This is a genomic window from Nocardia takedensis NBRC 100417 (assembly GCF_000308695.1).
GTDB lineage: Bacteria > Actinomycetota > Actinomycetes > Mycobacteriales > Mycobacteriaceae > Nocardia > Nocardia takedensis.
Map to the genome: position 1 here is coordinate 1 of NZ_BAGG01000064.1, position 18066 is coordinate 18066.

16 protein-coding genes and 2 pseudogenes are annotated in these 18066 nt (G+C 70.1%); 13 read left to right on the forward strand and 5 right to left on the reverse strand.

The features are described 5' to 3' along the window. The 4 genes from ON30_RS13595 to ON30_RS13610 all read left to right on the forward strand — a co-directional run. Positions 1–822: ornithine cyclodeaminase family protein (locus tag ON30_RS13595; protein ID WP_040707221.1), on the forward strand; the 822-nt coding region annotated here is incomplete at its 5' end. Positions 823–827: 5 nt separating this feature from the next. Further along, positions 828–2048, forward strand: coding sequence for an amidohydrolase (locus ON30_RS13600; protein WP_051029297.1), 1221 nt, complete (start codon positions 828–830; stop codon positions 2046–2048). Positions 2049–2123: 75 nt separating this feature from the next. After that, positions 2124–3101, forward strand: a complete 978-nt coding sequence (locus tag ON30_RS13605; RefSeq protein ID WP_040707222.1) for a BMP family protein — start codon at positions 2124–2126, stop codon at positions 3099–3101. Between the two features lie 157 nt (positions 3102–3258). Further along, positions 3259–4770, forward strand: a complete 1512-nt coding sequence (locus ON30_RS13610; RefSeq protein WP_040707223.1) for a trypsin-like serine protease — start codon at positions 3259–3261, stop codon at positions 4768–4770. A gap of 221 nt (positions 4771–4991) precedes the next feature. On the opposite strand, the gene ON30_RS13615 is transcribed toward ON30_RS13610, so the two are convergent. Further along, complete coding sequence (locus ON30_RS13615; protein WP_083911388.1) at positions 4992–5414, reverse strand: MerR family transcriptional regulator; 423 nt, start codon at positions 5412–5414, stop codon at positions 4992–4994. An 89-nt stretch (positions 5415–5503) separates the two neighbouring features. On the opposite strand from ON30_RS13615, the gene ON30_RS13620 reads away from it, so the two are divergent. Continuing rightward, the gene (locus ON30_RS13620) at positions 5504–5959 is read left to right on the forward strand and encodes a DUF6194 family protein (RefSeq protein WP_040707224.1); all 456 of its coding nucleotides are present in this window, start codon (positions 5504–5506) and stop codon (positions 5957–5959) included. Between the two features lie 14 nt (positions 5960–5973). Here the strand turns inward: ON30_RS13620 and ON30_RS13625 are convergent, their stop codons facing one another. Then, positions 5974–7638, reverse strand: coding sequence for an alkaline phosphatase D family protein (locus ON30_RS13625; protein WP_040707226.1), 1665 nt, complete (start codon positions 7636–7638; stop codon positions 5974–5976). Between the two features lie 145 nt (positions 7639–7783). Here ON30_RS13625 and ON30_RS13630 point away from each other — a divergent pair, with 145 nt between their 5' ends. The 8 genes and pseudogenes from ON30_RS13630 (at position 7784) to ON30_RS13660 (ending at position 12853) form a co-directional block, all read left to right on the forward strand. Continuing rightward, positions 7784–8737, forward strand: coding sequence for an ABC transporter ATP-binding protein (locus ON30_RS13630; protein ID WP_157183722.1), 954 nt, complete (start codon positions 7784–7786; stop codon positions 8735–8737). After that, entirely contained in the window at positions 8734–9465 is a 732-nt protein-coding gene (locus ON30_RS13635) for an ABC transporter permease (RefSeq protein ID WP_040707227.1), read from the forward strand. The genes ON30_RS13630 and ON30_RS13635 overlap by 4 nt, the downstream gene beginning before the upstream one ends. A 101-nt stretch (positions 9466–9566) precedes the next feature. Beyond that, positions 9567–10197: pseudogene (locus tag ON30_RS13640) on the forward strand (VOC family protein). A gap of 181 nt (positions 10198–10378) precedes the next feature. Then, positions 10379–10693, forward strand: a pseudogene (locus ON30_RS41065) (alpha/beta fold hydrolase); the annotation flags it as partial. A 190-nt stretch (positions 10694–10883) separates the two neighbouring features. Next, entirely contained in the window at positions 10884–11591 is a 708-nt protein-coding gene (locus ON30_RS13645) for a helix-turn-helix domain-containing protein (protein WP_051029300.1), read from the forward strand. Then, positions 11588–11767 (forward strand): hypothetical protein, encoded by a 180-nt coding sequence (locus ON30_RS13650; protein ID WP_040707229.1) that lies wholly within the window; start codon positions 11588–11590, stop codon positions 11765–11767. Before ON30_RS13645 ends, ON30_RS13650 begins: the two co-directional genes overlap by 4 nt. Before the next feature lie 107 nt (positions 11768–11874). Continuing rightward, positions 11875–12273 (forward strand): VOC family protein, encoded by a 399-nt coding sequence (locus ON30_RS13655; protein WP_040707230.1) that lies wholly within the window; start codon positions 11875–11877, stop codon positions 12271–12273. A gap of 142 nt (positions 12274–12415) precedes the next feature. Beyond that, positions 12416–12853, forward strand: a complete 438-nt coding sequence (locus ON30_RS13660; RefSeq protein WP_040707232.1) for a VOC family protein — start codon at positions 12416–12418, stop codon at positions 12851–12853. A 22-nt stretch (positions 12854–12875) separates the two neighbouring features. On the opposite strand, the gene nuoN is transcribed toward ON30_RS13660, so the two are convergent. The 3 genes from nuoN to nuoL all read right to left on the reverse strand — a co-directional run bounded on the left by nuoN (position 12876) and on the right by nuoL (position 18066). Further along, the gene (gene nuoN / locus ON30_RS13665; protein ID WP_051029301.1) at positions 12876–14492 is read right to left on the reverse strand and encodes an NADH-quinone oxidoreductase subunit NuoN; all 1617 of its coding nucleotides are present in this window, start codon (positions 14490–14492) and stop codon (positions 12876–12878) included. Positions 14493–14557: 65 nt separating this feature from the next. Further along, positions 14558–16183, reverse strand: coding sequence for an NADH-quinone oxidoreductase subunit M (locus tag ON30_RS13670; RefSeq protein ID WP_040707236.1), 1626 nt, complete (start codon positions 16181–16183; stop codon positions 14558–14560). Further along, the gene (gene nuoL / locus ON30_RS13675; protein WP_040707238.1) at positions 16180–18066 is read right to left on the reverse strand and encodes an NADH-quinone oxidoreductase subunit L; all 1887 of its coding nucleotides are present in this window, start codon (positions 18064–18066) and stop codon (positions 16180–16182) included. The genes ON30_RS13670 and nuoL overlap by 4 nt, the downstream gene beginning before the upstream one ends.

An 18066-nucleotide genomic window follows, 5' to 3' on the forward strand; every position in this document is an offset into this window, starting at 1 on the left:
ACCTTCTTGGCCATGGTCGCGGCCTCGCGTCCGGCCGGGCTGGCGGCGGTGAAACTGCTCGCCGACATCCCCGACAACCGCGAACGCGGTCTGCCCGCGCAGCGTTCCACCATCCTGGCCGTCTCGGCCGAGGACGGGTCCTGCGCGGCGCTCATCGACGGCGCGGCCGTGACCAGGGTGCGCACCGCGGCGGCCTCCGCGGTCGCCACCGCCGAACTCGCCCGCGCCGACAGCCGGACCCTGGGCTTCATCGGCGCGGGAGCGCTGGCCCACGCCCACCTCGCGGCGCTGCGGTCGGTGCGCGAATTCGACCGGGTGCTGGTGTGGAGTCGCACCGAGGCCACCGCGCGGACCTTCGCCGAAGCGACGGGGGCCGAGATGGTCTCGACGGCGGAGAAGGTGGTGCGCACCGCCGACGTGGTGTGCACGTTGACCCCCGCGCGCGAACCGGTCGTGCACGGCGCGTGGTTCGCGCCGGGACTGCACGTCAACGCGGTCGGCGCGCCCCCGCGCCCCGACCACCGCGAGATCGACACCGAGGGCATCCGCCGCGCGCGGGTGGTCGTGGACAGCAGGCTCACCGCCGCCCACGAATCCGGTGACGTGCTGATCCCGTTGCGCGAGGGCGCGATCGGGGCCGAGCACTTCGCCGACGAGATCGGCGAGATCGTGGTCGGCGCGAAACCTGGGCGCGCCGACGACGCGCAGATCACCCTCTACAACTCCCTCGGGATCGGCTTGCAGGATCTGGCCGCCGCGCGCCTGCTCATCGACGCCGCCCGAACGCGCGGGTTGGGCACCGAGATCGAGTTGGCGAGCTGATCGGGATGACGGAGTCACCAGACACGCAGATCCTGCTGCGCGACGCCCGGGTGTGGGGGTTGCCCGGTCTGGTCGAGGTGCGGATTTCGGACGGTCGCGTCAGCGCGATCACACCGTCGACCACTGTCGAACACGCTCGCGTCCCCGCGCCGCGCCCGGCGGAGGACGGCGCGTGGGATCTCGACGGCGCGCTGGTCCTGCCCGGATTCGTCGACGCGCACTGCCACCTGGACAAGACCCTGTGGGGCGGACCGTGGGTGCCCAATACGGCGGGCAGCGCGATCAGCGACAAGATCGCCTACGTCCAACGGCGGCGCGCCGAATTCGGGGTGCCCGACACCGAGCGGATCGCCGCGCTGCTGCGGCACGTGCTCGCCCAGGGCACCACCGCGGTGCGCACCCACACCGACGTCTGTCCCGAACTCGGGCTCGACGGATTCGCCGCCGTCCGCGCCGCCGCCGACACCCTCGAGGGCCGGATCTCGGTGCAGCAGGTCGCCTTTCCGCAATTCGGCATGTTGACCAACCCGGGCACCGTCGAATTGATGGACCGCGCGCTGCGCTCGGGCGCGGCCCAGGTCGTCGGCGGCATCGATCCGGCGGGCGTGGATCGCGATCCGGTGCGCCACCTCGACACCGTGTTCGGTCTGGCCCTGGAACACGCGGTGCCGGTGGACATCCACCTGCACGATCGCGGCGGTCTCGGGGCGTGGCAGTTCGAGGCGATCATCGAACGCACGCTGTCCACGGGCATGGCGCACCGGGTGACGATCAGCCACGGTTACGCGCTCGGCGACGTCGATCCCGCGCATCGGACCCGCCTGATCGCCGGACTGGCCGAAGCGGGCATCTCGATGACCACCTGCGCCGCCCACGACGACCCGGTCGCGCCGCTGCGCGAGATGGCCGCGGCGGGCGCGGTTCTCGCGGCGGGCAACGACGGGATCCGCGATCTGTGGTCGCCCTACGGCGACGGCGACATGCTGCACCGCGCCTACCAGTTGGCCAGTCGCGCGCAGTGCTACGCCGATCCGCAGATCGAACTGGCGTTGCGCGCGGCGACCGCGCACGGGGCGAGTGTGCTGGGTCTGCCCGCCCACGGGGGCGCGGTGGGAGCGCGCGCGGATCTGGTGGTCGTCGCGGCGCGTTCGGCGGCGGAGGCGGTGGTGAGCCGGCCGCCGCGCGCGCTGGTGATCGGAGGTGGTCGCACCGTGATACCTGCGTGAAATGCCCGCGCAACGCAGCACTTCTACCTTAATGGCATACCACTAACTTGCTCTGTTCCGAAGGAAAGCACCCCCATGAAGAAACTCGCAGTCGCCGCACTGTTGACCCTCGCGGCCGCGACCGTGACCGCCTGTTCGAGCGCCGAGGACACCGCGGGCGGCGCGCTGAAGGTCGGCGTGATGTTCCCGGGTTCGCTGTCCGACGACGGCTTCATGCAATCCGGCTACGAGGGCTACCAGCGCCTCGAGAAGAACCTGCCCGACAAGGTCTCGCTCACCAAGGTCGAACAGGTCGCCGCCGCCGACTACCAGCAGGTCCTCACCCGCCTGGCCGCCACCTCGAAACTGGTCGTCTCCTTCGGCGGCCAGACCGACTCCGTGCTGCGTCAGGTCGCGCCCACCTTCCCGGACGTGAAATTCGTCGAGATCGGCGGCCCCGCCGACGCCGTCCCGCTGGCCAACCTCGCCTACTACGACCCGGTCCAGGCCGACGGCGGCTTCCTCGCGGGCGCCTACGCCGCCCTGGTCACCCGCACCGGCAAGGTCGGCTTCGTCGGCGGCATGGAACTGCCCGCGATCGTCAAGACCGCCAAAGCCTTCGAGCAGGGCGCACGCCACGTCCGCCCCGAGATCACCGTGCTGCCCGCCCAGTACGTCGGCGACTTCAACGACGTCGCCAAGGCCAAGCAGGCCACCCAGGCCGACATCGGCGCGGGCGCGGGCGCGTTCGGCCAACAACTCAACCTCGGCCGCCAGGGCCTGGCCCAGGCCGCCCGCGAAGGGCAGGCGTTGGTGGTCGGCGGACCGCTGGTCAAACCGTGCGGGTCCGAACCCGGTTTCGCCGGCTACGTCAAGAGCGACACCGGCGCCGAACTCGAATTCGCCGTCCAAGCTGTCCTGGACGACACCTTCGCCGCCGAACAGGTCCGCTTCGGTCTCGCCTCCGCCACCGGCGCCACCGACCTCGTGCTCTGCGAGTCCACCCCGGAGATCACCGCCGCGATGGACAAGGTGAAGTCCGACCTCGCCTCCGGAGCCATCACCCTCCAGTGACCCCCGAACGCCCGATGCCCTCGCCCGGCGTCGGGCGTTCGCTCGTTTCCCTTGGTGAACCGTCAGAAAGTCGTTGGCCCGCCCCCGCACAGTGGGGCGCAGGGGGATCGGGCGTCGCGCCCGCCCAACGTGCTCGACGACCGGAAGGACCATCGCCATGCGGAACATCATCAGGACACGGCTCGACTCGCCGTCGCGACCGGCGCGCCGCGGCGTCCGCAGGTCGCGATGGTTCGGATCGGCGGTGCTGGCCGCGGCCGCGGTCGTCGGCCTCGGCACCGCGACGCCCGCCTCCGCGATCACCAACGGAACCACCATCGGCGAGACCGAACAGCAGGACTTCGGTGTCGTCACCCTCACCGTCGGCGACGCCAGTTGCTCCGGGGTGCTGCTCGCCGCCGACTGGGCGCTCACCGCCGGACACTGCGTCGACACCACCCGCACCGCACCCGCCGCGCTAACGGTCACCATGCTCGAAGACGCACCCACCGAGAGTTCCTCGCCCGCCGACGCGATCTATCTGTTCGCCGGATTCGCCGACGAGGTCGGCGCCGACCTGGCGCTCGTGCACCTGGCCCGACCGCTCACCTTCACCGGCAACCCCGGCGTCTTCGGCGACCGCTTCTGGCCCGGCACCCTCGCCGAACTCGGGCAGGGCGAGCGCACCGCGAGCATCTACGGCCAAGGCGACACCATGGCCATCCAGTGCACGCCCACCTACGACGGCACCGGTGCGGGCACCTACCGCTCCGGCACCGTCGACATCGCCGGCGTCGGCTACGAACCCACCAGCAGGCCCAACGGCGCGGCCACCTCGACCCGCTTCACCGAACGCGAAGGCGGCCGCTACCTGCGCATGACGCCGACCGCCGCCGGACAACTGCAACTCCCCGGCGACAGCGGCGGCCCGGTGTTCGTCTTCAACCCGCCCGACAACCGCGCCTACCTGGCCGGAATCGTCTCCGGCGGAGCGTGTTCGGGCGCGCGGTCGCACGCCGTCGCGATCCCGGCGGTCCGCGACTGGATCCACGCCGCCCTGTCCAGTCGGTGGCAGCCCGGCTCGACCGGCGCGAACGTGTGGGTCTCGCCCGCGGAGGGCGAGGGCGTGCGGTGGCCGGTCGGCGACGTGAACACCGCGGGTTGGGCGCAGTCCGCGCGCGCCGCCGCCGCGATGTGCTACGCCCGCGGCTACGCCGGCGGACACTACGACGGCCACCAAGGGCAACTCGACGGCCGCACCGGCAGCGGAATCCTCTGCGCCGCCGGAGATCAGCGCTGGTTCGACGTCGACGCCGCCGCCATCGCGGCCACGGGTTGGGCCTTCACCGACGTGAACACCGTCTCCTGGGCCCAGGCCAACCGCGCCGCCGAACGCCTCTGCGCCGGTCTGAACGACGGCGGTCAGTACGCGGGCGGCCACTTCACCGGCCACCAGCGCGACGGCCGCTACGGCGTCCTCTGCTACCGCGGCGGCGCCCAGTGGTTCGACGTCACCGACGCCCAGATCGCCGCCACCGGCTGGGGATTCGCCACCCCCCGCCTCGACGAGGTCCCCTGGTCCCAAGCCGCCCGCGCCGCCACCGGCTTCTGCCGCGGCCAAGGCTTCGCAGGCGGCTTCATGAACGGCCAGCACATCCCCGGCCGCTACGGCATCGTCTGCCAGAAATAACCCACCCCGATCCCCGGAAGGCCACGCGCCTCCCGGATCTCCGCTGCCACGGTGACTACATCGGCAATCAGAGGTCGTCGTCCATGAGCGCACAATCGAACCAGTCCTGCCATTCGATCGCGTCCGAGCGCCGCGTGAACCCCAGCTCGTACGATTGCGTAAGCGCCGACTTCACGGCGTCGCGCTATCGGTAGGTCTTCGAGTCACCGCGCAAAATACCGTCAGCTCGGCACGGCCTCGGTAGCGGCAGAAGCCCGCCGGTCGTCGTCGGCTTTTCCCACAGGGGCGACGGCGCTGTCGGTGGGCATCACCGCACCGCTCGACTTCAGCAGGGCCGACAGTGCGGCCGCGGCTTCGAGCATCGCCTGCGATCGGCCGTCCAGGATTCGGTCGCGGGCCGCCAATCCCTCGGCCAGTGTTTCGATATCCCGGCCCACGCGTAGGCGGGGCATCAGGGAGCGCAGGTCCGGGACGCGATAGCCGGCGAGGCGCATTTGGTGCACGATCCGGGCGTCGCGGACGTCTTCGGGGGAGTAGCGGCGGGCGGTACGGTCCCGGGTCGGTGCGAGTAGGTGCTCGGTCTCCCAGTGTCGCAGGGTCGAGGTCCTGACGCCGAGGGCTCGGGCGAGTTCGGAGATCGTCATCGCGTCCGAAACGCGAATCTCGGCAATGGGTTCCGCCGCGATGAACTCCACCGCGCGGCGGGCCGGCACTTCAATGTAATGCTGGAAGTATGACCATCGAGGAGATCGTCGCCCACCTCGCCGCGCTCGGCGGCGTCCACACTCTCGCGCCCGCCCCTGGAGACGGCACCCCGGAGATCGCCTGGGGCGACTATTTCTTCTACTACGCCCCCGATGGCCGCACCCCGACCCGCGGCCAACCCTTCGCGACCATCGTCACCAAGGACTACCCCGACGACGAACGCTCACATCTGCACCGCCCGAACACCTTCCGTCTCAACATCTCGGCGACCACGGAGGAATTCCGAGCCCGGACCGGTCACGCCCCGCGCGACACCGCCGAACGAGGTGCGGACCCCGCTCAACCGGACACGCTGGTAGCCCACCCCGTCTATGGCGGCGCGAGTTGGCTGTCCGTCGTCAACCCCGGACCGAACACCGACGCGACCGTCCGCGCCCTCCTGGCCTCCGCCCACGAACGCGCCCGCCTCCGCCACGAGTGGTGACCGTTATTCGAGCGTCAGCGGTCGCCTCCAGGGGCGTGCGCGAGATCCTCGACCTCCGGAGTCGCATCGCCTTCGACGGCGGGCGGATGTTCGGGCCGCCAGGTCTCGATGACCCCGGGTATCCCGTCCCGCACGACGTAGGTCGCGCGCGTGTGAACCGGTGCGCCGGGCCGTTCGACGTAGGGCAGGACGCGGAAGTCGGTGCGCCACAACCACCGATCCACTTCGACGCGCACGTATCCGCGTTGGGCGTTGAAGAATTTGAGGTCGGGGTTGGCGTCGAGCAGGCGCCGTCCGTGCTCGTACATGTCGACGCCGTCGCCGCCGCTGGTCACCGAGGTTCCGGTGAATTCGCTGCCGAGGATCGGGGATTCGGGGTCGGCGTAGTCGCGGCGCAGGTCGGAGGCGTAGTTCTCGTGGCGGTCGCCGGTGAGGACGACGAGGTTGCGGACGTCGCGGTCGGCGGCCCCGGTGAGCAGGGCGGTGCGGTCGGCGACGTAGCCGTCCCAGGCGTCGGTGGAGACGGCGGTGGCGGGGCCGGAATCGTGGTCGGTCTGTCCCAGCGGGACCTGGTTGCCGATGATCTGCCAGCGGGCGCGTGAGCGCGCGAATCCGTCGATGAGCCAGTCCCGTTGCGCGGCACCGAGAATCGTGCGGGTGGCGGCGGCCCTGCCGTCGTCGTCGGTGGTGATCGCGCCGTTGAGACTGCTCTGGCGGGTGCGGTATTGGCGGGTGTCGAGCATGGTGATGTCGGCGAGGTCGCCGTAGTGGTAGCGGCGGTGCAGGTGGATGCCCGCGCCGGTCGGTCGTTGCGCGAGCCGCAGCGGCTGATGTTCGTACATGGCGCGGAAGGCGGCGGCCCGCCGGGCGCGGAAGACGGCGGGCGCGATGTCGATGTCGAGATCCAGGCCCGAGGAGCCCGCCGCCCAGTTGTCGTCGACTTCGTGATCGTCCATGGTGACCAGCCACGGGAACAGCGCGTGCGCGCGGCGCAGCGGGTGTTCGACCTTGGACAGCGCGTAGCGCAGTCGGTAGCCGGCCAGGTCGCGGGCCTCCGGGCGCAGGTGGGATTCGACGGATCGGCCGGTGCGCGCGCCGGTGACGGCGTCCTCGTAGATGTAGTCGCCGAGGTGCACGACCAGGTCGATGTCCTCGGCGGCGATGTGGTCGTAGGCGGTGTAGTAGCCGTCGTTCCACGCCTGACAGGACGCGAAGACGAAACGTAGTCGATCCGGATGACTGTCGCGGGCGGGCGCGGTGCGCGTGCGACCCACGGGGGAGACGGCCGAGCCCGCCCGGAAGCGGTAGTAATACCAGCGGTCCGCGGACAATCCGGCGATCTCGGGGTGCACGCTGTGGGCCAGTTCCCGCGTCGCCACCGCCGATCCGCGCCGCACCACCCGGGCGAACCGCTCGTCCTCGGCGACTTCGTAGTCGACGGTCACCGGACGGCTTCCCATTCCGCCCGCGCCGTCGGGGGCGAACGGGTCGGGGGCGAGCCGGGTCCACAGCACGAATCCGTCGGGGGTGGGGTCACCGGAGGCGACGCCGAGGGTGAACGGATCGTCGGACAGGCGTGGTGCGCGGAACCGACCGCTGCTGATCGAGGACGTCCCCGCCAGCAGTGCCAGTGATCCGGCGGTGCCGAGGTGCCACAACTGCCGACGGGTCAGGCTCATACTTCACGGTACCTGAAAGCGGAGGAGTCACCTCCGATTGTGGTCGGGACGACCGGGAACCCTTGGGCTGCCGCGTCCGAGCGGGATCGGTCGGCAGCGGTGTCGATGGTGGCCGGGGCGGCAGCGCGCCGGCACGATGGATCGGGTGCCGAGCCCACCGAGTCCCGACGTCCCGGTCTTCGAGGTCGACACGGTGAGCAAGCGCCTCGGCGCGACCCTGGCCAACGACCGCATCGACCTCACCGTCGCCGAGGGCGAGTTCTTCGGACTGCTCGGCAACAACGGCGCGGGCAAGACCACGCTGGTGAAAATCCTTCTCGGACTGCTGAAACCGACCGAGGGGCGGGTTCGCTTCCGCGGCGTGGACGTGGCCGATCGCAAGTCGCGGGTGGTCGAGAACGTCGGCTACATGCCGCAGTCCGCGTTCGCGCTCAACAGTCTCACCGTCGCCGAAGCGCTGTTCTACACGGCACGGATAAAGGGTCTGCGCCGGGCGGCGGCGCGCGCCGACCGGGACCGGATCATCGATCTGCTCGGCATGGACGCCTTCGTCGGCCGGTCGGCGCAACGACTGTCGGGTGGTCAGCGGCGACTGCTGCAACTCGGCGTCGCGATGACGGCCGACCCGCCCGTGCTGGTCCTGGACGAACCGACCAACGAGATGGACCCGATCCGCCGCCGCGCGGTGTGGGAACTGCTGTGGCGGCTCAACCGCGACGAGAGGCGCACGATCGTGATGGTCACCCACAATCCGGCCGAGGCCGAGCGGGTGCTCAGCAAGGTGGCGATCTTCGACGCGGGCACGGTGGTGCGCGGTGGTAGTCCGGCGCAGTTGCGCGCCGGGGCGGGGGACAGGCTGCGCGTGCGGGTCGGCCTCGACGACCTGCCGCTCGCGGCCGAGGATCTGCTCGAGGTGCTGCGACAGTGGAGCGCGGAGGTCAGCGTGGGCTACGACGCGGTGCTCGCGCACACCGAACCCGAGGCGGTGGCGGCGATCGTGCGAGTTCTCGACGGCCACGGCATCCGCGACTACTCGATCGCGCCGCTCGGACTCGAGGAGATCTACCTCAGCACGCTCGCCGAGCGGGTCGCGCGATGAACCACCTCGGCGAAGTGCTGCGCATCCAACTCACCAACTGGCGGTGGTCGTGGCCGTCGATGGTGCTGACGGGCATGCTCACCCCGATCATGACCCTGCTCGCCCTCGGCACGTTCTCCGACGTGCGCGGTTCGGACGCCTACATCTTCTCCGGCGCGCTGACCATCGCCCTGCTGTTCGAGATGCAGAACAAGATCGCCGCCAACTTCTCCCACATGAAGGACACGGGCGCGTTCGAGTTCTTCGCCTCGCTCCCGCTGCGCCGCGAGGCGATGATCGGCGGCACCCTCGCCGCGTTCCTGCTGCTGGCCCTGCCCGCGCTGGTGGTGACGGCGCTGGTCGGTGGCACGGTCTTCGAGTTGGACTTCGCCCCGAGCTATCCGGCGCTCGTGCCCGTGGTGCTCGCCACCGCCGCGTTCGCGGGCATCGGCGCGGCCATCGGCACCGCGTGTACCTCGGTCAACCAGGCGTCGGGCCTGAGTCTGGCCGCCACCGTCGTCCTGACCGCGATCGGGCCGGTCCTCGTCCCACCGGACCGCCTCCCCGACTGGTTGGTGGCTGCGGGCCCCTACAACCCGGCCGCGCTGGCCTCCGACGCCCTGCGCACGCTGTTCACCGGAGTCTCCGCCTACGGACTGTGGTGGGACACGCTCGGTCTGCTCGTGTTCTGCGGCCTGGTCCAACTCGTGCTGACCCGCGCCATGCCGTGGCGCAACCGCACCGCCTGAACGGCCCGGCGAACCGTGGCGATCGGCTCGAACCGAACCTCCGACGAAGCGGTCAGGAATCGAGAAGCGTCGGGATAGTGCCTGGTCGTAGCGTTGTCGTCATGAACATCACCACTGAACAGCGCACCCTCGAGACCGTCACCCTGGAAGCGGCCGACGCCGACGCCGCCACCCACTTCTACGCCGAGGCGTTCGACCTCGGTGACCGCCTGCGCGTGCGCGCCGGGGACGCGCCGACCACCGGATTCCGCGGATTCGTCCTGTCGCTGGTCGTCTCGCAGCCGAGCACCGTCGACAGTCTGATCGGCTCGGCCGTCGCGGCGGGCGCCGAGACGATCAAACCCGCGACGAAGAGTTTCTGGGGGTACGGCGGGGTCGTGCCGGGCGCCGGACGGCGCGCTGTGGAAGATCGCGACCTCCGCGAAGAAGGACACCGGCCCGGCGACCCGCGCGATCGACGATTTCGTCGTGCTGCTCGGCGTCGACAAGGTCAAGGCGACCAAGCAGTTCTACGTGGAGCGCGGGTTGACCGTGGCGAAGAGCTTCGGCAGCAAGTATGTCGAATTCGACGCCGGCACGTCGCCGGTCAAACTCGCCCTCTACGGTCGCCGGGCCGCGGCCAAGGACGCGGGTGTGCCCGCCGAGGGGAGCGGATCGTCGCGAATCGTGTTCGCCGGCGGCCTGGGGCAGTTCGTGGACCCGGACGGGTTCGCGTGGGAGAACGTCGGCTGAGTCGGGTCCACGCAATGATCACGCAGGGGTTGACCTTGACCCTGCGTCAGGGTCGCACGCTTGTCGCGTGATCGACGACAGCATCCCCTCGGCGCGGCTCGCACCGCCGGTCGGAGGGTTGCACGAGATCGACGGACGTCGCCTCTTCCTGCACCGTTCGGGCAGCGGCGGTCCGGCCGTCGTGTTCCTGCCGGGCGCGAGCGCGGTGGGTCTGGACTATTTCGGTGTCCAGCGGGAGGTTTCGCGGTTCACCACCGCGATGGTCTACGACCGCGGCGGCACGGGTTACAGCGACACCCTCCCCCTGCCGCGCACGGCCGCCGCCGTCGCGACCGAATTACGCGACCTGCTGCGCGGTCTGGAGATTCCCGCACCCCATGTCCTCGCCGCGCACTCCCTCGGCGGCTTCTACGCGCACAGGTTCGCGCAACTGTTCCCGGACGAGGTCGCCGGACTGGTCTGGTTGGACGCGCTGCACCCTGACTGGAACGCGGTCATGCCCGACGCGGCGAGTCTGGCGGCGATCGAGCGGATGTCCCCGGACGCGCGGCGGCTCGAACGGATGCGCCCGGCGTTGCGCGCGATGCGCGAAGAACTGCTCGCCGACTACCCGGACCCTCTCCGGCGCGCGCTGGTCGAGGCGAAGGACACCGAGCGGTGGCTGCCAGCTCGCGGCGACCGCGGGGGTGAGTGTGCGCAGGGTGCGCCACTACCACCACGTGGGACTGCTGCCGGAACCCGAGCGCGACGCCTCCGGCTATCGTCGTTACAGCGCGCGCACGGTGGTCGACCTGCTCCGGATTCGCATCCTCGCCGACGCCGGCGTCCCCTTGGCCCGCATCGACGCGCTTCTGCACGCCCGACCGGGAGAATTCGCTGCGGCGATCATCGACATCGATGCGGAGTTGGGTCGCCGGTTCGGGGAACTCGCGGAGAGCCGCCGCCGGATCGCCGCCTTGGACAGCGGCGAGCGACTCGTCCTCCCCGCCGAAGTGGTCGCCGTTCTGGACCGGATGCGCGGGCTGGGCATCAGCGAGCGTCGGGTGCTGCTCGAACGTGACGCGTGGATCCTGATGCGCGCGATGGACCCGCACGCCGTGCCGGACCGGTTACGCGAGAAGAACGCGGCATTGGACGATCCCGAGACCACGCGGCTCTACTCGGCCTGCGACCGCGCTGTCGACTGGGCGGCCGATGATCCGCGCCTGGATCGGCTCATCGAGGACCTCGATGCCTGGGAGGTCGCCCACGAGGGCTCCGACATCGGCGCGGGCACACGTGAATTGACCGTCTCCCGGATCGCCGAGACCTCGCCCGCCTGGCGGCGCATCGTGGAATCCCTCGCCGCTCGGGCCGCGCACCGCAGACATCGAACCCCAACGATGACCCCATGAGCGATTCGACGCTCCTGTTCCTGGCGATCGCGATCCCGATCGGCGTCTCCGCGGCGTTCGCCCTGGGCTTCTTCCTGCTCGGCCGCCGAATGCGCCGACTGCGCCGCGCGGGCCGGATCACCTACCGCGCCAAGACCACCCCGGGCAGCAACGACTTCTCCGGTTCCGCCATGTGAGTCGACAAGCCGTGCGGCGACGCGCCGCTCAGGATCTCGCGCATCCGCTGGGGCACGACGATCTCGCCACCGATACTCTGTACAATGTACGGAGAAAAGGAGGATGTATGAAGATCATCGAATCGGTGGCCTGCTTCAACGTCGACGACGTGCCCGCGGCCGCCGCGTTCTTCGCGAACCACTTCGGGTACCGAGAACTGTTCGCCGCCGAGGGGTTCGCGTCACTGGGCCGCGAGGACGCGGGCACGCAGATCGCGCTGCACCGGCGCGGACTGGAGATCCTGCCCGAGGGCTTCCGCGGGCAGGCGACCTCGGGCGTGTTGCTCGCGTTCCATGTCGAGGATCTCGACGGCGAGGCGCGCCGCCTGGAAGCGGAGGGCGTGGATTTCCTGCTCCCGGTCACCGAACAGGAATGGGGTGAGCGCGTGCTGCTGGTGAACGGCCCGGACGGCATCGTGGTGGAACTCTGCGAATTCCCCGAAGGCGCGCAACTCGTTCAGAACTGAGCGGTCTCCGGGCGTGGCGAGCCGCGGAATTCGGCGCGATTCTCGGCGGCGCTAGGACAGGAACTGTCCCAACCCCGTGGCAGGGTGAGGGCTGAATCGCGCCCTGCCACCGCGGCGGGGCAGAGGGAAAGGACGGTAGCCCATGGCCCGCGACATCCAGGTGACCTTCGATTGCGCCGATCCGGCGGCGCTGTCGGCCTTCTGGGCCGAAGTCCTCGGCTACGAACTCCAGCAGCCGCCGCCGGGTTTCGCGACCTGGGACGAGGCGCTGGAAGCGATGAACATCCCGCCCGAGCGTCGCAACGACGCCTCGGGTGTGATCGATCCGGCGGGAGCGGGTCCGCGGCTGTTCTTCCAGAAGGTGCCCGAGGGCAAGGCGGCGAAGAACCGGGTGCACCTCGACGTGCGGGCCGCGCCGGGCCTGACCGGTGACGAGCGCATGGAGGCGTTGGAGAAGGAGTGCGCGCGCCTGACCGCGTTGGGCGCGCGCCGCCTCGAACGGCACGAACCCGCGCCGCCGATGATGTTCGGCCACATCGTGATGGCCGATCCGGAGGACAACGAATTCTGTCTGGACTGAGCGATCCGTCGCGACCGAGCGCTCAGCGGGTGAAAGTCGCGGCACGCTCGGCCAGATCCAGCAGGGGCTGGGGCAGGATGCCCAGCACCAACGTCGCGGCGGTGGTGCAGGCCACCACCGCCGAGGTGAGCACGGGGGTGCGCACCACGGGCGCGTCGGCGGGCGGGTCGGTGAAGAACATCAACACGATGACCCGCACGTAGAAGAACGCGGCGATCGCGCTGCACACCACGCCCACGACCACCAGGTAGCTCGCCCCGGCCGAGGCCGCCGCCTCGAACACCGCGAACTTCGCGACGAAACCACTGGTCAGCGGCAGGCCAGCGAAGGAGAGCAGCAGCAGCGCGAACAGACCGGCGGGCAGCGGACTGGTGCGTCCGAGTCCGGCCCAGCGGTCGAGTCCGGTGGCCTCGGACCCGTCGGCGTCACGGACCAGCGACACCACGGCGAACGCGCCGACGGTGCCGAGTCCGTAGGCGACCAGATAGAACAGGATCGCCGCCACGCCGGTCTCGTCGGCGGCGACCAGTCCGGTGAGCAGGAATCCGGCGTGCGCGACCGACGAATAGGCCAGCATGCGTTTGACGTCGGTCTGGGTGACGGCCATGACCGCGCCCGCGACCATCGTCGCGATCGCCACCGCCGCCAGGATCGGCCGCCAGTCCTGGCTCAGCCCCGGGACCGCGACTTGCAGGACGCGCATCAGCGCGCCGAGTGCCGCGATCTTGGTGGCCGCGGCCATGAACGCGGTGACCGGTGTGGGCGCGCCCTGGTAGACGTCGGGCACCCACGATTGGAACGGCACCGCGCCGATCTTGAACAGCAATCCGACCGCGAGCAGCGCGACGCCGAGCAGGCCGAGTACCGATTCCTCGGGGCGTTCGGCGATCGAGTCGGCGATCCCGCGCAGTTCCACGGTGCCCGCCTGCCCGTAGAGCAGGGCGATGCCGTAGAGGAAGAAGGCCGAGGAGAACGCGCCGAGCAGGAAGTATTTCAGCGCCGCTTCCTGGGAGAGCAATCGTTTGCGCCGCGCCAACCCGCACAGCAGGTACAGCGGCAGCGACAGCACCTCGAGCGCGACGAACATGGTGAGCAGATCGTTGGAGGCCGGGAACAGCAGCAGTCCGCCCACCGTGAGCATGGTCAGCGGGAACACCTCGGTGGTGGCCACGCCCGCGCGGATCGCGGCGGCCTCGTCGGCGCTGCCGGGCACCGCCGCGGCCTGCGGGGTGAAGGCGTCGGCCCCGCGCCCAACGGTTGCCGCGGCCAGACTGCGGGTGCCGGGGCCTTCCCGCACGACCCGTTCCACTCCGCGTTCGGCCATGAACAGCAACGACAGGATCGCGACCACCAGGATCGTGCCCTGCACGAACAGCGTGACACCGTCGATCGCGACCGCGCCCGAGACGGCGGTGCGCGAGGTTCCCGACAGCGAGATCACCGCCGCCAGCGCGCCCGCGCAGCCCAGCACCGCCAGGACCACCTGTGTGCCGAAGCGCGCTCGTCGCGGCAGGAACGCCTCGACCAGTACGCCGGCCACCGCGACGCCGAACACGATCAACATCGGCGCCAGCAAGCGGTATTCGATACTCGGCGCGGGCACGGTGGCCGCGAGCACGCTCGTGTAGTGGGTAGTCACTTATGCCGTCCTTGTCGGAAGGACCCGGGTGGCCGGGGCGAGCAGCAGCGGAACGCGGAGCGGGTTCACCGGTGACCACCGTCCGCGGTGTCGGCGGCCTCGGGCCGCACCGGCGTCGAGGGTTTCGGATCGGTCTTGCCGATCGTGGTCAACGTCTGACTCACCGCCGGATCGACCACGTCCAGAACCGGTTTGGGGTAGACGCCGAAGAAGATCAGCGCGGCGATGAGCGGGGCGACCACCGCGAGTTCGCGCGGCACCAGGTCGTAGAGGTGTTCGTTGCCCTTCTTCACCGGACCGGTCATCATCCGCTGGTAGAGCCACAGCACGTAGAGCGCGGCGAGCACCAGCGCGACCGAGGCGATCACCGCCGCGACCTGGTAGCGGCTGTAGGTGCCGATCAGGACCAGGAATTCGCTGACGAACGGCGCCAGACCGGGCAGCGACAGCGTCGCCAGCCCCGCGACGAAGAACGTGCCCGCCAGCACGGGCGCGACCTTCTGCACCCCGCCGTATTCGGCGATGACGCGAGTTCCCCGGCGCGAGACCAGGAATCCGGCGATCAGGAACAGCGCGGCGGTGGAGATGCCGTGGTTGACCATGTAGAGGGTGGCGCCGGTCTGGCCCTGGCTGGTCATGGCGAAGATGCCCAGGATGATGAACCCGAAGTGCGAGATCGAGGTGTAGGCGATCAGTCGCATGACATCGGTCTGCCCGATGGCCAGCAGCGCGCCGTAGACGATGCCGATGACCGCGAGCGTGATCACCAGCGGCGCGTAGGTGCTCGACGCGGTGGGGAACAGCAGCAGACAGTAGCGCAGCATCCCGAAGGTGCCGACCTTGTCGACCACGGCCATCATCAGCACCGCGCCGGCCGGGGTGGAGGCCACGGCGGCGTCGGGCAGCCAGGTGTGCAGCGGCCACAGCGGCGCTTTGACGGCGAAGGCGAACAGGAAACCGAGGAACAGCGCGTTGAGCACGACCGGACCCGCGCCGAGCTGACCGGAGTTGGCGGCGGCCATGACCGTGCGCAGGTCGAAGGTGCCGCCGCCGTCCGCGCCGAGTTCCTCGCGCGCGGTCAGCACATAGAGCCCGATCACCGCCGCGAGCATGATCAGTCCGCCGAACAGGTTGTAGAGCAGGAACTTCACCGCGGCGCGGGAGCGTTGCGCGCGCGCCGCCGCGTCGCCGATCCGGGGGCCGAAGCCGCCGATGATGAAATACATCGGGATCAGCATCGCCTCGAAGAAGACGTAGAACAGCAGGATGTCGAGGGAGACGAACGAGATCAGCACCATCGCCTCGACCAGCAGGATCAACGCGACGTAGCCGTGGGCGTGCCGGGTGGGCGCGCCGTCCTCGGTCCCGCGTTCGTCGTGCCAGCCCGCGAGGATCAGCAGCGGCACCAGCGCGGCGGTCAGCAGCACCAGCACCAGCGCGATCCCGTCGACGCCGAGGGTGTAGCCGGCCCCGAAAGCCGGGATCCACTGCCGGGATTCGACGAATTGGAACTGCTCGCCGCCCGGCGTGAACTGCGCCGCGATGACGCCGGCGACCGCGAGAGTGCCCACCGCGAACAGCAACCCGACCGTGCGGGCAAGCGTGCGCAGTCGGGCGGGGACCGCCATCACGGCCAGCGCGCCGACCACCGGCACCGCCCACAGTGTCGTCAACCAGGGAAAGTCGCTCACCAGAGCCTCACTGCCAGCAGGGCGGCGACCACCAGGGCCGCGCCGGTCAACATGGACAGGGCGTAGGACCGCACGAAACCGGTCTGGACCCGGCGGACGCGGGCCGAGAGCCCGCCGATCAACGCGGCGGCGCCGTTGACGAGTCCGTCGATGCCGCGGTTGTCGACGAACACCAGCGAGCGCGTCAGGTGCCGGCCGGGACGCATCAACACGCCTTCGTTGACCGCGTCACCGTAGAGGTCGCGGCGCGCGGCGACGGTCAGCGGGCCGACGCCCTCGGGCGCGGTCTCGGGGACGCCGCGTTGCGCGTACTGGTAGTAGGCGAAACCGACGCCGAGGGCGACGACCAGCAGCGCGAGCATGGTGACCACCGCGGCGGGTACGACCTCCTCGCCGTGGTGTGCGCCGACGACCGGTTCGAGCCAGTTCTGCAACGACGAGCCCAGGACCAGCAGGAGACCGGAGAACACCGAACCCACCGCGAGCAGGATCATCGGACCGGTCATCACGACCGGTGATTCGTGCGGGTGGGTGTCGGGCTTCCAGCGCCGCTCGCCGAAGAAGGTCATCAGCATGACCCGCGTCATGTAGTAGGCGGTCAGGCCCGCGCCGAACAGGGTGATCGCCCCGAGCGCCAAACCCGCGCCGCCGCCTTGGTCGAACGCGGTCTCGATGATCTTGTCCTTGGAGAAGAAGCCCGCGAACGGCGGGACGCCGATGATCGCCAGGTAGCCGAGGCCGAAGGTGACGTAGGTGATCGGCAGCAGTGTGCGGAGTCCGCCGTAGCGGCGCATGTCGGTCTCGTCGTCCATGGCGTGCATGACCGAGCCCGCGCCGAGGAACAGGCCGGCCTTGAAGAAGCCGTGGGTCAGCAGGTGCATGATCGCGAAGGCGTAGCCCGCGGGGCCGAGTCCGGCGGCCAGCACCATGTAGCCGATCTGACTCATGGTCGAGGCGGCCAGCGCCTTCTTGATGTCGTCCTTGGCGCAGCCGATGATCGCGCCGAACAGCAACGTCACCGCGCCGACCAGGACGACCGCGAACCGCGCGTTCGGGGCGAGGTCGAAGATCGGGTTGGAGCGCGCGATCAGGTACACGCCCGCGGTCACCATCGTCGCCGCGTGGATGAGCGCGGAAACCGGTGTGGGGCCTTCCATCGCGTCCCCGAGCCAGGACTGCAACGGCACCTGCGCGGATTTGCCGCAGGCGGCCAGCAACAGCAGCAGACCGATCGCGGTCATGGTGCCCTCGCCGGCCCCCGGGGCGGCGGCGAAGACCGGCCCGAAGTTCAGCGAGCCGAAGGTGGCGAACATGACCATCATCGCGATCGCCAGGCCCATGTCGCCGACCCGGTTGACCACGAACGCCTTCTTGGCGGCGGTGGCGGCCGACGGCTTGTGCGACCAGAATCCGATGAGCAGGTAGGAGGCCAGACCGACGCCCTCCCAGCCCAGGTAGAGCACCAGGTAGTTGTTCGCCAGCACCAGCAGCAGCATGGCCGCCAGGAACAGTTGCAAGTAGGCGAAGAACCGCCGCCGCGCCTTGTCCTCGGCCATGTACCCGACCGAGTACAGGTGGATCAACGACCCGACGCCGGTGATGAGCAGCGCGAAGCAGATCGACAGCTGATCCAGGCGCAGACCGAAGTCGACCTGCAAGCCCGACACCGGAACCCAGCTGAACAGGTCGAGCGCCACCGGGCGCGCGGCGTCGTCGCGACCGAGCATCGCGAAGAAGGCCCACACCGCGACGCCGAAGGAGGCGAGCGCGCCCGCACAGCCGAGCCAATGACCCCACCGGTCGCCGAATCGGCCGATCAGCAGCAGGAACGCCGCCACCGCCAAGGGCAGGGCGGGCAGCAGCCAGAGCGTTGCCGTGTCCAT